Below are 15,451 nucleotides of genomic sequence, written 5' to 3' on the forward strand. Positions count from 1 at the left end.
GCACCCGGCCGGGCCGGCGGCTCCCGGACCGGCGCGCTTTTCTCCTACGTGTGTCTCCGCCCGGCGCACAGTGATTCCTGCGCGCCGATGCCATGGGCGGTCTCCGCGCCGTTTGCGCGGCTTGCGCGCTCGGCTGTTCGGGGGATTCGGGCGTCATGGTTCTGGCGTGGCGGAACCGGTCGTGCGCGTACTGGTGGTACCGACCGAGCCCCGCCCATATCTCCGTCGGGAACGGCCTTCTGTGGTGCTCAGCACCTGTCACCGCCAGTCGCGGCCCGCGTCAGCAGGGGACGACAGTCGGCACCGACCACCCCACACCCTCCGGAGGGCGGATCATGCCTGCCACCGTAACCTTAGCCAGCTCATCGCCGAATCCCTCGACCGCCGGTCAGCCGGTAACGCTGACCGCGACCGTCATCCCGCTCGGGCCGGGCACTCCGACGGGCACGGTCACCTTCGTCGTCAGCGGCGGGCCGACCGTGACGGCACCCGTCGTAGGCGGTACCGCGACAGCGACGGTCACCGGCCTGTCCGTCGGAAACCACCCGGTCACCGCCATCTACAGCGGTGACTCCAACTTCACCGGTTCGACGGGCTTCACGGTCCAGGCGGTCGTCAAGGCGTCCACCCACACGACGGTGACCTCGTCGCCGGACCCGTCGAACTTCGGGCAGACGGTGACGATCACGGCGACGGTGGCGCCCGTCCCGCCGGGAGCCGTCACGCCGACGGGCACCGTCACCTTCGTCATCAGCGGGGGGCCGACACTGACGGCACCGCTGGTAGGGGGAACGGCGACGGTCACGACCAACGCGATGAGCGTCGGCGCGCACACGATCACCGCGATCTACAGCGGGGACGCCAACAACCTGCCGTCGGCCGGGACGGACACGCACACGGTAGGGAGCAAGGGCGCCACCACGACGACCGTGACCTCGTCGCCGGATCCGTCGGTGGTGGGTCAGTCGGTGACGTTCACCGCGACGGTGGCGCCGGTGTCCCCGGCCTCGGGGACTCCGACCGGGACGGTCACCTTCACCTTCGGAGACGGGTCGCCCGCGGTGACGGTCCCCCTGGTCGGCGGTGTGGCGACGGTCAACCACGTCTACACCAGCACCTCCGGCAGCCCGTACACGGTCACCGCGACCTACAGCGGCAGCCTCAACTTCGCCGGTTCCACCGGCACGGACACCCAGACCGTGCTGCCGGCGCTCACGACGACGTCGGTGACCTCGTCGCCGGATCCGTCGGTGGTGGGTCAGCCGGTGACGTTCACCGCCACGGTGACGCCCGTCTCTCCGGGGGCCGGGACCCCGACGGGGACGGTCACGTTCACCTTCGGGGACGGATCGCCACCGGTGACGGTGCCGGTGGCCGGCGGCACCGCGACGACCACGCACGCCTACGCCACCACCACGGGCAGCCCGTTCACCGTCACCGCCACCTACAGCGGCGACGGCAACTTCGCTCCCTCCACCGGTACCGACACGCAGACGGTGAACCAGGCGGCGACGACCACGTCGGTGACCTCGTCGCCGGATCCGTCGGTGGTGGGTCAGCCGGTGACCTTCACCGCCACGGTCGCACCGGTGTCCCCGGCCTCGGGGACTCCGACCGGGACGGTCACCTTCTCCTTCGGAGACGGGTCGCCCGCGGTGACGGTCCCCCTGGTCGGCGGTGTGGCGACGGTCAACCACGTCTACACCAGCACCTCCGGCAGCCCGTACACGGTCACCGCGACCTACAGCGGCAGCCTCAACTTCGCCGGTTCCACCGGCACGGACACCCAGACCGTGCTGCCGGCGCTCACGACGACGTCGGTGACCTCGTCGCCGGATCCGTCGGTGGTGGGTCAGCCGGTGACGTTCACCGCGACGGTGGCGCCGGTGGCGCCGGGTGCGGGCACTCCGACGGGGACGGTCACCTTCAGCTTCGGTGACGGTTCGCCGGCCCAGACGGTGACCCTGGTGGGCGGTACGGCGACGGTGTCACACACCTACACGTCCACGTCCGGCAGCCCGTTCCCTGTCACCGCCACTTACAGCGGGGACGGCAACTTCACGTCCTCGGTGGGTACCGACACGCAGACGGTGAACCAGGCGGCCACGACCACGTCGGTGACCTCGTCGCCGGATCCGTCGGTGGTGGGTCAGCCGGTGACGTTCACTGCGACGGTGGCGCCGGTGGCGCCGGGCGCGGGCACTCCGACGGGGACGGTCACCTTCAGCTTCGGTGACGGTTCGCCGGCCCAGACGGTGACCTTGGCGGGTGGCGTTGCGACGGTGTCGCACACCTACACCAGCACTTCCGGCAGTCCGTTCACTGTGACGGCCACCTACGGCGGGGACGGTAACTTCACGTCGTCTGTGGGTTCTGACACGCAGACGGTGAATCAGGCGGCGACGACGACGTCGGTGACCTCGTCGCCGGATCCGTCGGTGGTGGGTCAGTCGGTGACGTTCACTGCCACCGTCGCTCCCGTCTCTCCGGGGGCCGGGACTCCGACGGGGACGGTCACGTTCGACTTCGGTGACGGTAGTGGGACGGTGACGGTGCCGGTGGCCGGTGGCACCGCGACGACCACGCATGCCTACGCCACGACCACCGGCAGCCCGTTCACCGTGACGGCCACCTACAGCGGCGACGGTAACTTCACGTCCTCTGTGGGTACGGACACGCAGACGGTGAATCAGGCGGCGACGACGACGTCGGTGACCTCGTCGCCGGATCCGTCGGTGGTGGGTCAGCCGGTGACGTTCACCGCGACGGTGGCGCCGGTGGCGCCGGGTGCGGGGACTCCGACGGGGACGGTCACCTTCAGCTTCGGTGACGGTTCGCCGGCCCAGACGGTGACCCTGGTGGGCGGTACGGCGACGGTGTCGCACACCTACACCAGCACTTCCGGCAGTCCGTTCACCGTGACGGCCACCTACGGCGGGGACGGTAACTTCACGTCGTCTGTGGGTTCTGACACGCAGACGGTGAATCAGGCGGCGACGACGACGTCGGTGACCTCGTCGCCGGATCCGTCGGTGGTGGGTCAGCCGGTGACGTTCACCGCGACGGTGGCGCCGGTGGCGCCGGGTGCGGGGACTCCGACGGGGACGGTCACGTTCGACTTCGGTGATGGTTCGCCGAACCAGACGGTGACCTTGGCGGGTGGCGTTGCGACGGTGTCGCACACCTACACCAGCACTTCCGGCAGTCCGTTCACCGTGACGGCCACCTACGGCGGGGACGGTAACTTCACGTCGTCTGTGGGTTCTGACACGCAGACGGTGAATCAGGCGGCGACGACGACGTCGGTGACCTCGTCGCCGGATCCGTCGGTGGTGGGTCAGCCGGTGACGTTCACTGCCACCGTCGCTCCCGTCGCTCCCGGCGCCGGGACTCCCACGGGGACGGTCACGTTCGACTTCGGTGACGGTAGTGGGACGGTGACGGTGCCGGTGGTGGGTGGCACCGCGACGGCCACGCATGTCTACGCCACGACCACGGGCAGTCCGTTCACTGTGACGGCCACCTACGGCGGGGACGGTAACTTCACGTCCTCGGTGGGTACGGACACGCAGACGGTGAATCAGGCGGCGACGACTACGTCGGTGACCTCGTCGCCGGATCCGTCGGTGGTGGGTCAGCCGGTGACGTTCACTGCCACCGTCGCTCCCGTCGCTCCCGGCGCCGGGACTCCCACGGGGACGGTCACGTTCGACTTCGGTGACGGCAGTGGGACGGTGACGGTGCCGGTGGCCGGTGGCACCGCGACGACCACGCATGCCTACGCCACGACCACGGGCAGCCCGTTCACCGTGACGGCCACCTACGGCGGGGACGGTAACTTCACGTCCTCTGTGGGTACGGACACGCAGACGGTGAATCAGGCGGCGACGACGACGTCGGTGACCTCGTCGCCGGATCCGTCGGTGGTGGGTCAGCCGGTGACGTTCACCGCCACCGTCGCTCCCGTCGCTCCCGGCGCCGGGACTCCCACGGGGACGGTCACGTTCGACTTCGGTGACGGTTCGCCGAACCAGACGGTGACTCTGGCGGGTGGCACGGCGACGGTGTCGCACACCTACACGTCGACGACCGGTAGCCCGTTCACTGTCACCGCCACCTACGGCGGGGACGGTAACTTCACGTCGTCTGTGGGTTCTGACACGCAGACGGTGAATCAGGCGGCGACGACGACGTCGGTGACCTCGTCGCCGGATCCGTCGGTGGTGGGTCAGTCGGTGACGTTCACTGCCACCGTCGCTCCCGTCGCTCCCGGCGCTGGGACTCCGACGGGGACGGTCACGTTCGACTTCGGTGACGGCAGTGGGACGGTGACGGTGCCGGTGGCCGGTGGCACCGCGACGACCACGCATGCCTACGCCACGACCACGGGCAGCCCGTTCACCGTGACGGCCACCTACAGCGGCGACGGCGACTTCACGTCGTCTGTGGGTACGGACACGCAGACGGTGAATCAGGCGGCGACGACGACGTCGGTGACCTCGTCGCCGGATCCGTCGGTGGTGGGTGAGCCGGTGTCGTTCGCTGTCACGGTGGCTCCCGTCGCTCCGGGGGCCGGGACCCCGACCGGAGTGGTCACGGTCGATTTCGGTGATGGTTCGCCGGCTCAGACGGTGACTCTGGCGGGTGGTGCGGCAACGGTGTCGCACACCTACACCACCACCTCCGGCAGTCCGTACACCGTGACGGCCACCTACGGCGGCGACGGCAACTTCACGTCGTCCGTGGGTACGGACACACAGACGGTAGATCAGGCGACTACGACCACGTCGGTGGTGTCTTCGCCGGATCCGTCGGTGGTGGGTCAGTCGGTGACGTTCACCGCGACGGTGGCGCCGGTGGCGCCGGGTGCGGGGACTCCGACGGGGACGGTCACCTTTGGCTTCGGTGACGGTAGTGGGACGGTGACGGTGCCGGTGGCGGGTGGCACCGCGACGGCCACGCATGCCTACGCCACGACCACGGGCAGTCCGTTCGCCGTGACGGCCATCTACAGCGGTGACGGTGACTTCACGTCGTCTGTGGGTTCTGACACGCAGACGGTGAATCAGGCGGCTACGGCTACGTCGGTGGTGTCGTCGCCGGATCCGTCGGTGGTGGGTGAGCCGGTGTCGTTCGCTGTCACGGTGGCTCCCGTCGCTCCGGGGGCCGGGACCCCGACCGGAGTGGTCACGGTCGATTTCGGGGATGGTTCGCCGGCTCAGACGGTGACCCTGGCGGGTGGTGCGGCGACGGTGTCGCACACCTACACCACCACCTCCGGCAGTCCCTTCACCGTGACGGCCACCTATGGTGGTGACGGTGACTTCACGTCGTCCGTGGGTTCTGACACGCAGACGGTGAATCAGGCGGCTACGGCTACGTCGGTGGTGTCGTCGCCGGATCCGTCGGTGGTGGGTGAGCCGGTGTCGTTCGCTGTCACGGTGGTTCCGGTTGCTCCAGGGGCCGGGACTCCGACGGGGGCGGTGACGGTCGATTTCGGGGATGGTTCGCCGGCTCAGACGGTGACCCTGGCGGGTGGTGCGGCGACGGTGTCGCACACCTACACGTCCACGACCGGCAGCCCGTTCACGGTCACCGCCGCCTACGGTGGCGACGGAAGCTTCGCCGCGTCGTCGGGTTCTGACACGCAGACGGTGAACCAGGCGGCGACGACCACGACGGTGACGGATGTGCCGGACCCGTCGGTGGTGGGTGAGCCGGTGACGTTCACCGCCACGGTGGCTCCCGTCGCTCCGGGGGCCGGGTCTCCCACGGGGGCGGTCACGTTCGACTTCGGTGACGGCTCACCGACCCAGACGGTGACCGTGGTGGGCGGTACGGCGACGGCGACGTACTCGTACACCAGCACCTCCGGCAGTCCGTTCACCGTGACGGCGACCTACGGTGGCGACAGCGACTTCACCTCGTCCGTCGGTACGGGCACCCACACCGTCAACCCCGCGGCGACGACCACGGCGCTGACGGATGCGCCGGACCCGTCGGTGGTGGGCGAGTCGGTGGTCTTCGCGGCGACCGTTTCGCCCGTCGCTCCGGGCGCGGGGGCTCCGACGGGGTCGGTCGTCTTCGACTTCGGTGACGGGAACGTCTCGGCACCGGTGGCTCTGGTCGGTGGTGTCGCCACCACCACGCACGCCTACGCCACGACCACGGGCAGTCCGTTCACCGTGACGGCCACCTACAGCGGTGACGGCGACTTCACCACATCCACGGCTACGGGCAGTCACACCGTCAGCCCCGCGGCGACGACCGCGGCGCTGACGGACGCGCCCGACCCGTCAGCGGTGGGTGAGCCGGTGACGTTCACCGCCACGGTCACTCCCGCCCCTCCCGGGGCCGGAACCCCGACGGGGACGGTCACGTTCGACTTCGGTGACGGTTCGCCGACCGACACCCAAACCCTCACAGGAAGCACCGCGACGACCACGCACACCTACACGGACACGACAGGGAGCCCCTACACCGTCACCGCGACCTACGGCGGGGACGCGGACTTCACCGGGGACACAGCGACGGACACGCACGTGGTGACGCCCTAGCAGTCTCCGGCCGCAGCGGCCCGACGACGGGCGGCGGAGTGCGACAAGAGAGGCCCCCGGGCCCGTGAGCGAGATGTCTCGGATCTCGACTCGCGGGGCCCGGGGGCCTCGTCGCGTCCGGCCCGGCCGGCGTGGCGCGTGCCGGTCAGCGCCTCGTGGCGTGCACCTTGTCGGCGGGGCCGTTCACCGGCCGGGTGACGCCCGAGAGGCCGAGGACGAACAGGGGGATTCCGAGGGCGTCGGCGCGTGCGCGGGCGTCGTCCGCGTACCCGGCGAGGGAGAAGTAGACGCAGTTCACGGACTCCGCCATGGCGGTCAGCCACAGACATTCCACGTCCCGCGCCGAGGCCCGGCGCGCCGCCGCGTCCACGTGGGCGAGCAGCCCGCGCGCGGCAAGCCCCACCCCGGACAGCGGTCGCCGGTCGGCACGGCGTATCCCCTCATGACCGAGCCGCTGCAGATACACCACCGCGGCGGCGACGGCATCACGGGCTGTGCGGATGACGAGCGGCTCGGGGGCCGGGCGCACGGCGGAGCCGTCGGCGTCCCCCTCCGTATCCGCCACCGGTATGCGCAGCAGTGTCCCGCACGGGCATCCCAGCTCCGGGCGCGGCCACTGGGCCGGGCGTCGGCAGGAGCCGCAGCGGACGGTGATCCAGTCCTCGTCCCAGATGCGGTGGACGACGACGGCGGGCGCGGACCGGCGGTCCAGCGCCGGGGCGACCTGCGCGCCGCACACACAGGGATAGGCCTGCGCGGTGTACGTGTGCTCGCGCCGGCAGGCAGGGCAGCGCACCGGAACGCTCTCGGGCATGGCCCCTCCAAGGCGTCGCGTCGGGACGGCGCTCCCCATGGTGCCCCTCTCCACCCGCGCCTGTCCGGCGCTTTCCGGGGTCCGGACCGCTCTTGACGACCTTGCCCCACCCCCCTACATTGCTTCCAGATAACAGAAGTCAATTTCCGCAATACGGAATAGCGGCGATTGATCCTCTGGAGACCGTGCTCGCCGCGGGGCGCGACGGGAGTACGCATCCGACAGCCGAAGCAGGAGTACTCGATGGCTCGTATGACCGCTGCCCGCGCGGCAGTTGAGATCCTCAAGCGCGAGGGCGTCACCGACGCCTTCGGTGTGCCGGGCGCGGCGATCAACCCGTTCTACAAGGCCCTCAAGGAGGGCGGCGGCATCAGCCACACCCTCGCCCGCCATGTGGAGGGCGCCTCGCACATGGCCGAGGGCTACACCCGGACCCGGCCGGGGAACATCGGTGTCTGCATCGGCACCTCCGGACCGGCCGGCACCGACATGATCACCGGCCTGTACTCCGCCATCGGCGACTCCATCCCGATCCTGTGCATCACGGGCCAGGCGCCCACCCACGTGATCCACAAGGAGGACTTCCAGGCCGTCGACATCGCCTCGATCGCCAAGCCGGTCACGAAGATGGCGGTCACCGTCCTGGAGGCCGCGCAGGTCCCCGGCGTCTTCCAGCAGGCGTTCCACCTGATGCGCTCCGGCCGTCCCGGCCCCGTCCTGATCGACCTGCCGATCGACGTCCAGCTCACCGAGATCGAGTTCGACCCGGAGACGTACGAGCCGCTGCCCGTCTACAAGCCCACCGCCACCCGCGCCCAGATCGAGAAGGCCATCACCTTTCTTCTGGAGTCGCAGCGGCCGGTCATCGTCGCCGGCGGCGGCATCATCGGCGCCGACGCCGCCGACCTGCTGGTGGAGTTCGCCGAGCTGACCCGGACCCCGGTCGTCCCGACCCTGATGGGCTGGGGCGCGCTGCCCGACGACCACGAGCTGAACGCCGGCATGGTCGGTGTGCAGACCTCGCACCGGTACGGCAACGCCAACTTCCTGGCGTCCGACTTCGTCCTCGGCATCGGCAACCGCTGGGCCAACCGCCACACCGGCTACAAGCTGGACGTCTACCGGGGCGAGCGCACGTTCGTCCACGTCGACATCGAGCCCACCCAGATCGGCAGGATCTTCCCGCCGGACTACGGGGTCGTCTCCGACGCCAAGGCCGCGCTGGAGCTGTTCATCGAGGTGGCGAAGGAGCTGAAGGCCGAGGGCAGGCTGCCCGACCGCGGCGACTGGGTCGCCGCCACCCAGGAGCGCAAGGCCGGCCTGCTGCGCCGTACACACTTCGACGACGTGCCGATGAAGCCGCAGCGCGTGTACGAGGAGATGAACAAGGCCTTCGGCCCGGACACCCGGTACGTCACCACCATCGGCCTCTCCCAGATCGCCGGCGCGCAGATGCTGCACGTCTACAAGCCGCGCCACTGGATCAACTGCGGCCAGGCCGGCCCGCTCGGCTGGACCATCCCGGCCGCGATCGGCGTCGCCAAGGCCGACCCGGACTCCCCGGTCGTCGCGCTGTCCGGCGACTACGACTTCCAGTTCCTGATCGAGGAGCTGGCCGTCGCCGCCCAGCACCGGATCCCGTACGTCCACGTCCTGGTGAACAACGCCTACCTGGGCCTGATCCGCCAGGCGCAGATCGGCCTGGACATCAACTTCCAGGTGAACCTGGAGTTCGAGAACGTCAACGCGCCCGAGCTGGGTGTCTACGGCGTGGACCACGTCAAGGTCGCCGAGGGCCTGGGCTGCAAGGCGATCCGGGTCACCGAGCCGGACCGGCTGGGCGCCGCCTTCGAGGAGGCGAAGAAGCTGGCCGCCGAGTACCGGGTGCCGGTCGTCGTGGAGGCGATCCTGGAGCGGATCACCAACATCTCGATGAGCCGCACCATGGACATCAGCGACGTCACCGAGTTCGAGGAACCGGCCACCGAGCCCGGCCACGCGCCGACGTCGGTCAGGCCGCTGAAGGTCTGACCCGCCCGGCACACACCAGGGGCGGCCCGTCCAGCGAGACGGGCCGCCCCTTCGCCGTGCCGTTCCGCCGGGCAGGCGGGGCCCTCAGTCGAACCCGCCGCCGCCCCCGCCCCCGAAGTCGTACCCGCCGTGGCCGCCGTGACCGTTGCCGCCGTGGTCGTACCCGCCGTGTGCGCCGCCCCAGCCGTCGAAGCCGTGGTCCGAGCCGTCGTACGGATCCCCGCCGCTGATGAGGTGGCGCAGGCTGTTGCCCCGGCCGAACGGGAAGCGGCCCTCGTCGGCGAGCGCGCCCCGGCCGGTGAGCCCGGCCTCGCGGGCGAAGCGCGGCACGAGCACGGCCAGGGCCCGCTCGCCGTACAGCGCGGCGGCGAGCAGCGCCTCCTCCTCCGGCAGGCCGTCGGGCGCGTCGGGCAGCGGGCGGCGCTCGCGCAGCTCCGCCAGCAGCCGGCGGGTGGCGCGGGTGCGGCGGGGCGGCTGCACCCGCAGCAGTCCGTCCGCCGCGAGTTCGGCCCGCATCCGGGCCAGGGCCCGCCGCACCACCGCCCGGCCGGGCAGCTCCCGCGGCCCGGCGGGCCGGTAGAGGCCGGTACGGACGGCCTTCTCCAGCGGATGCCGCACGGGCTCGGCCCGGCCCGTCCCCGTCCGGCGCAGCGTGCCCGGCCGGCCCGCCTCGACCGCGCCCCGCAGGTGCAGGCCGAGGACGGCGACCGTGACGGCGGCGCGGTCGCCCCCGCGCAGCAGCGCGACCGCGTACGGGTCCGGCGCAGTCGGCGCAGTAGATGGCGTACGGCCCATGAGACACCCCCGGACGGGACCCGCCGCCCCCGTGCCGGCGGGCCCCGCATGCCCCTAATCTGCCCTGGACGAGGGGTGGTTGAAGCCTTTGCCGCGGTCTTCAGAGGTTGATTTGAGGGTTGCGCACCCGGGCTACGACCGCTGCCGTACGCGCCGCCGTCACAGCTCGTGCTCCGACAGCCCGGGCCAGTCGTCCGGTCCGCCGCCCTGCCATTCGATCAGATCGCTCACCTCCACCTCGATCCGGTCCAGGTCGGCCAGCCGCAGAATCTCCACGACATCGTCCAGGTGCGAGGCGATCCCCAGCACCACGTCCCCCTCGGTGACCCGCCGGGAACCGTCCAGCGCCGGGGGATGAACCACGATGTGCGGGTAGTGAGTCATGCCTTCAGCGTGCGGCGCGGGGGACGGATCTGCACGCCGGGCCGCCGGCCCGAGAACGCCGAACGCTCCCTCGCCGGGGGACCCGGCACAGGGAGCGTTGGTTGCCGTCCGACGGCGCGAGGCTGGGCGCGACAGGTCGTTCGCGCCGCCGGACGGGGCGGGTGGGCCCCGGGACGGGGCCGGGTGGGACCGCGGTGGCGGCGACGGAGCCGGGTGCCCCTTCCCTCTGGTCGAGAAGGGGCCCGGTCCTTGACCACCGCACTGGCTCGCACTCCCCCTGTTCTCGACTTCGCTCGAACGGGGGGACCTCCACCGCGGTCCTCGCCCTGCCCGCGCCCTTCGTCCGGCGGCCACCCCTCATCCGGGCCGCCGGGCGTGCTGCGCGGGCCGCGTGCGGGATCATGACCTCCCGTCAGATCCCGTACGCTGCTTGCGTCCTGGTGACTCAGTCCTCGCGCAGGGCGCGGACCGCCTCCGCCACGCGCTCGCCGTACTCGGGGTCGGCGGCGTGGAAGTGGGCCAGGTTCTTCTCGATCACGTCGTCGCGGGAGACCTGCGAGAGGCCGCCGGCGATGTTCGCGATCAGGCGGGACTTCTCCTCCTCGGACAGCAGGCGGTACAGCTCGCCCGCCTGGAAGAAGTCGTCGTCCTTGGTGTGCAGGGGCGCCTCGTGGGTGCCCGTGTGGCCGTGGACGGCCAGCGGGGCCGACAGCGGGCGGCCGGTCTCCACCGGGCCGTCGTAGGAGTTCGGCTCGTAGTTCCTGGCGTGGCGGCCCTGCGCGTTGAGCGCCATCAGGCCGTCGCGGCCGTAGTTCTGCGCGCCGCCCGGGACCGCCTTCGGGGCGTTCACCGGGAGCTGGGTGTGGTTGACGCCGAGGCGGTAGCGGTGGGCGTCGGCGTAGGCGAACAGCCGGCCCTGGAGCATCTTGTCCGGGGACGGGCCGATGCCGGGCACGAAGTTGTTCGGGGAGAACGCGGCCTGCTCGACCTCGGCGAACACGTTGTCCGGGTTGCGGTCCAGGACCAGGCGGCCCACGCGCCGCAGCGGGTGGTCCGCGTGCGGCCAGACCTTGGTCAGGTCGAACGGGTTGAAGCGGTAGTCGGCGGCCTCGGCCGCCGGCATGATCTGGACGTACAGCGTCCAGGACGGGTGCACGCCCCGCTCGATCGCCTGGAGCAGGTCGGTCTGGTGGGAGTTGGGGTCCTTGCCCGCCAGTTCCTGCGCCTGCTCGGTGGACAGGCAGCGGATGCCCTGGTTGGTCTTGAAGTGGTACTTGACGAAGAAGGCCTCGCCGTCCGCGTTCGTCCACTGGTAGGTGTGCGAGCCGTAGCCGTTCATGTGCCGGTACGACGCCGGGATGCCGCGGTCGCCCATCAGCCAGGTCACCTGGTGCGTGGCCTCGGGGGAGTGCGCCCAGAAGTCCCACACGTTGTCCGGCTCCTGCCTGCCGGTGAACGGGTCCCGCTTCTGCGAGTGGATGAAGTCGGGGAACTTGACCGGGTCCTTGATGAAGAACACCGGGGTGTTGTTGCCGACGAGGTCGTAGTTGCCCTCCTCGGTGTAGAACTTCACGGCGAAACCGCGCGGGTCGCGGACCGCGTCGGCACCGCCGAGGGAGTCGGCGACCGTCGAGAAGCGCAGGAACACCTCGGTGCGCTTGCCGATCTCGCTCAGGAAGGCGGCGTGGGTGAAGCCGGTGACGTCGTCCGTCACCTCGAAGTGGCCGTACGCGCCGGAGCCGCGGGCGTGCACCACACGCTCCGGGATCCGCTCGCGGTTGAAGCGCGCGAGCTTCTCCAGGAGGTGCTGGTCCTGGATCAACAGCGGGCCTCCGACGCCGGCGGAGGCGGAGTTCTGGTTGTCGGCGACCGGGGCGCCGGACTCGGTGGTGAGCACGCGCTTCGACATCGTGGACCTTCCGTGCGGGTGTCAGCGGAAACCTGTTTCCGCTTCGTGGAGCCTAGAAGTGGGGTGGTCCGAGCGTCAACAGTTTGTTGAAGTCGATTCCGGGCCGCGGCGCCGCCTGGGCGCGACAGGACAGGTGTCGGCGGCACCGCGGCCCGGAAGTTTCGGGGGAGGTGTCAGACCTGGGCGCCGGACAGGCGCTCCACGGCCCGCAGCAGGGCCGAGTGGTCCAGGCCGCCGTCACCCTGGGCGCGCAGGGAGGCGACCAGCTGGGCGACCACGGCGCCGACCGGCAGGGCCGCGCCGACGGTGCGGGCGGCGTCGGTGACGATGCCCATGTCCTTGTGGTGCAGGTCGATGCGGAAGCCCGGCTTGAAGTCGCGGTTCAGGAAGTTGTCCTTCTTGCGCGTCAGTACGGTGGAGCCCGCGAGGCCGCCGCCCAGGACGTCCAGCGCGGCCGCCAGGTCCACGCCCGACTTCTCCAGGAAGACCACGGCCTCGGCGCACGCCTGGATGTTCACGGCGACGATCAGCTGGTTGGCGGCCTTCACGGTCTGGCCGGAGCCGTGCGGACCGCACAGCACGATGGTCCTGCCGAGCGCCTCGAAGATCGGCCTGGCCTCGTCGAAGTCGGCCTGCTCGCCGCCGACCATGATCGACAGTACCGCCTCGATCGCGCCGGCCTCACCACCGGACACCGGGGCGTCCAGCACGCGCACACCCTTGTCCCTGGCGGCCTTTGCGAGGTCGACGGAGGTCTGCGGGGTGATCGAGGACATGTCGATCAGCAGGGCGCCCGGCCGGGTGTTCTCCAGGATGCCGTCCGGGCCGTAGGCGATGGCCTCGACCTGCGGGGAGGCGGGGACCATCGTGATGACCACGTCGGCGTCCCGCACGGCCTCGGCGATCGAGCCGGCGGCCTTCCCGCCGGCGGCGGCCAGCCGGTCCAGCTTCTCCTGCTCCAGCGTGTAGCCGGTGACCTGGTAACCCGCCTTGATCAGGTTCTCGGACATGGGGGAGCCCATGATGCCGAGACCGATCCAGGCGATCGCCGGACGGGCCGGGTGGGACGTGGGGGCGTTGCTCATGATCGGGGGTGCCTCTCTGACTGGGGCAATGCGTCTGCTGTGTGGCGGGCCTCGGTGAAACCGGCCCGCCGGCGTCCGGGGACGGGACCGAAGGCCGATGCGGGGGTCTGGCGGCGCAGCCCCCGGGGGCTTCAGCGGGCGGCGCGGGCTTCGGCCGGCAGCCAGGCGAACGCCTCGGCGCTCGGGCGGTCGCCCGGCTTGTACTCCAGGCCCACCCAGCCGTCGTAGCCGGCCTTCTTCAGCTGGTCGAGCAGCTCCTCCAGCGGGAGCGAACCCGTGCCGGGCGCGCCGCGGCCCGGGTTGTCGGCGATCTGGACGTGGCCGGTCCGCGCCGCGTACCGCTCGATGACCGAGGGCAGGTCCTCGCCGTTCATGGACAGGTGGTACAGGTCCATGAGGAACTTCGCGTTGCCGAGGCCCGTCGCCGCGTTCACCTGGTCGACGACCTCCACCGCGGCCGGCGCCGACACCAGCGGGTACAGCGGCGACTCGGGCTGGTTGAGGGCCTCGATCAGCAGGATCGCGCCGATCCGGTCGGCCGCCCGGGCCGCGAGGGCCAGGTTCTCCAGGGCGAGCGCGTCCTGCTCGCCCGGGTCCACGCCCTCGACGCGGTTGCCGTAGAGCGCGTTGAGCGCCGTGCAGCCGAGGGAGGCGGCGAAGCCGGCGGCCACGTCGATGTTGGCGCGGAACCTCTCCGACTCCTCGCCGGGGACCGACAGGGCGCCGCGGTCCGGGCCCGGCAGCCGGCCGGCGTAGAAGTTCAGCCCCGTGAGCCGGACGCCCGCGTCCTCGATCGCCTTCTTCAGGGCGTCCAGCTCGGACCGCGCGGGGGTGGGGGAGTCGGTCCAGGGCCACCACAGCTCGACCGCGGAGAAGCCCGCCGCGGCGGCGGCCGCGGGACGCTCCAGGAGCGGGAGTTCCGTGAAGAGGATCGACAGGTTGACGTTGAAGCGCTGGTCTGCAAATCCCACGGGGGCGGCGCTCCCTTCCTGTAATTCCATAATGTGGAAGTTTGTTTCTGCGTATTGGAAGACTGCCTGGGGGGAGGGAGGGCTGTCAAGAGAGCCCACGAAAAAGTGCCCCCGCGCATATCGCGCGAGGGCACTGACGCAGGCCTGGTCAGAGGGCGTCCACGCTGCTCACCTTCCAGCCGTCGGAGGTGCGGGTGAGGGTCATCCGCACCCGGTTCAAGTCCAGACGGGGCGCCGAGACCTGGGTGCTCTCGGTGACCTGGTTGACGAAGAGCAGCACGACGGCCCTGTGCGGGGCGGCCGACACGACGGAGACAGCCGGGGCGCCGCCGTCGGAAGGCGTGGCCACGGTCGCCTTCACCACGCCGTGGTACTTCGTCGCGGTCGGCGTGACCACCGTCTTCGTGGTCTTGCCGTACTGGTCCCGGAAGCGCCCGGTCAGCAGGCCCCTGGCCCGGCCGAAGTCCCGGTCCAGGTGCCGGTAGTCGTACGACAGCACGACCGGCGCCGCCTTCCGTGCGGCCGCGAGGGCCTCGCCGCGGGCCTGCTCCGTCTGCCGCCCCTCCTGGTACCGCCACCCGAGCACGGCGGCCACGACCAGGGCCGCCACGAGGACGACCCCCAGCACCGCGGTGAGCACCCTCCGCCCGGCCCGGCCCGGGGGTGGGCTCTCCGCCGGCTCCTCCTCGAACGGCTCGGGCTCCGGCGGGTCCTCCCAGCCGGCCGCCGGGGGGTCGATGAGCAGGGTGCGCCCGGAGGTGCTCCCCTCCTCCTGGCCGGCACCGCGCCCGGGGTGCGCGGGCCGTCCGGCGCGCTTGGCCGCCGCGCGGGCGGCCGCGGTCAGGGTGCGGCGGGCCGGGGAGCCGCTGCCGCGGGTGCGGGAGGTCTGGTTCACCACGGTGTCT

9 protein-coding genes are annotated in these 15,451 nt (G+C 71.2%); 2 read left to right on the forward strand and 7 right to left on the reverse strand.

Going from position 1 to position 15,451, the window contains the following annotated elements; all coding sequences use genetic code 11:
* Positions 1–335 precede the first annotated feature (335 nt).
* Positions 336–6,557 carry an Ig-like domain-containing protein gene (locus tag S1361_RS39445; protein WP_243769360.1) on the forward strand — a complete coding sequence of 2,074 codons (6,222 nt, stop codon included), beginning with the start codon at positions 336–338 and terminating at the stop codon, positions 6,555–6,557.
* A 145-nt stretch (positions 6,558–6,702) separates the two neighbouring features.
* On the opposite strand, the gene S1361_RS31020 is transcribed toward S1361_RS39445, so the two are convergent.
* On the reverse strand, positions 6,703–7,371 hold the full coding sequence (locus S1361_RS31020; RefSeq protein WP_208035192.1) for a hypothetical protein: 669 nt from the start codon (positions 7,369–7,371) through the stop codon (positions 6,703–6,705).
* Positions 7,372–7,623: 252 nt separating this feature from the next.
* Between S1361_RS31020 and gcl the strand changes: the two genes are divergently transcribed.
* Complete coding sequence (gcl, locus tag S1361_RS31025) at positions 7,624–9,402, forward strand: glyoxylate carboligase (RefSeq protein ID WP_208036844.1); 1,779 nt, start codon at positions 7,624–7,626, stop codon at positions 9,400–9,402.
* Between the two features lie 84 nt (positions 9,403–9,486).
* Here gcl and S1361_RS31030 read toward each other — a convergent pair whose 3' ends face one another.
* The 6 genes from S1361_RS31030 to S1361_RS31055 form a co-directional block, all read right to left on the reverse strand.
* Positions 9,487–10,197, reverse strand: a complete 711-nt coding sequence (locus S1361_RS31030; protein ID WP_208035193.1) for a TIGR04222 domain-containing membrane protein — start codon at positions 10,195–10,197, stop codon at positions 9,487–9,489.
* 159 nt (positions 10,198–10,356) lie between these two features.
* Positions 10,357–10,581, reverse strand: a complete 225-nt coding sequence (locus tag S1361_RS31035; RefSeq protein ID WP_208035194.1) for a hypothetical protein — start codon at positions 10,579–10,581, stop codon at positions 10,357–10,359.
* A 445-nt stretch (positions 10,582–11,026) separates the two neighbouring features.
* Positions 11,027–12,490 (reverse strand): catalase, encoded by a 1,464-nt coding sequence (locus S1361_RS31040; protein ID WP_208035195.1) that lies wholly within the window; start codon positions 12,488–12,490, stop codon positions 11,027–11,029.
* A 173-nt stretch (positions 12,491–12,663) separates the two neighbouring features.
* Complete coding sequence (locus tag S1361_RS31045; protein ID WP_208035196.1) at positions 12,664–13,575, reverse strand: 2-hydroxy-3-oxopropionate reductase; 912 nt, start codon at positions 13,573–13,575, stop codon at positions 12,664–12,666.
* A 131-nt stretch (positions 13,576–13,706) separates the two neighbouring features.
* Entirely contained in the window at positions 13,707–14,546 is an 840-nt protein-coding gene (locus tag S1361_RS31050; RefSeq protein ID WP_208035197.1) for a TIM barrel protein, read from the reverse strand.
* Between the two features lie 148 nt (positions 14,547–14,694).
* A complete protein-coding gene (locus S1361_RS31055; RefSeq protein ID WP_208035198.1) occupies positions 14,695–15,444 on the reverse strand; it encodes a hypothetical protein in 750 nt (249 codons plus the stop codon).
* Positions 15,445–15,451: the final 7 nt, after the last annotated feature.

The organism is Streptomyces cyanogenus (assembly GCF_017526105.1).
Taxonomy (GTDB): Bacteria; Actinomycetota; Actinomycetes; order Streptomycetales; family Streptomycetaceae; genus Streptomyces; species Streptomyces cyanogenus.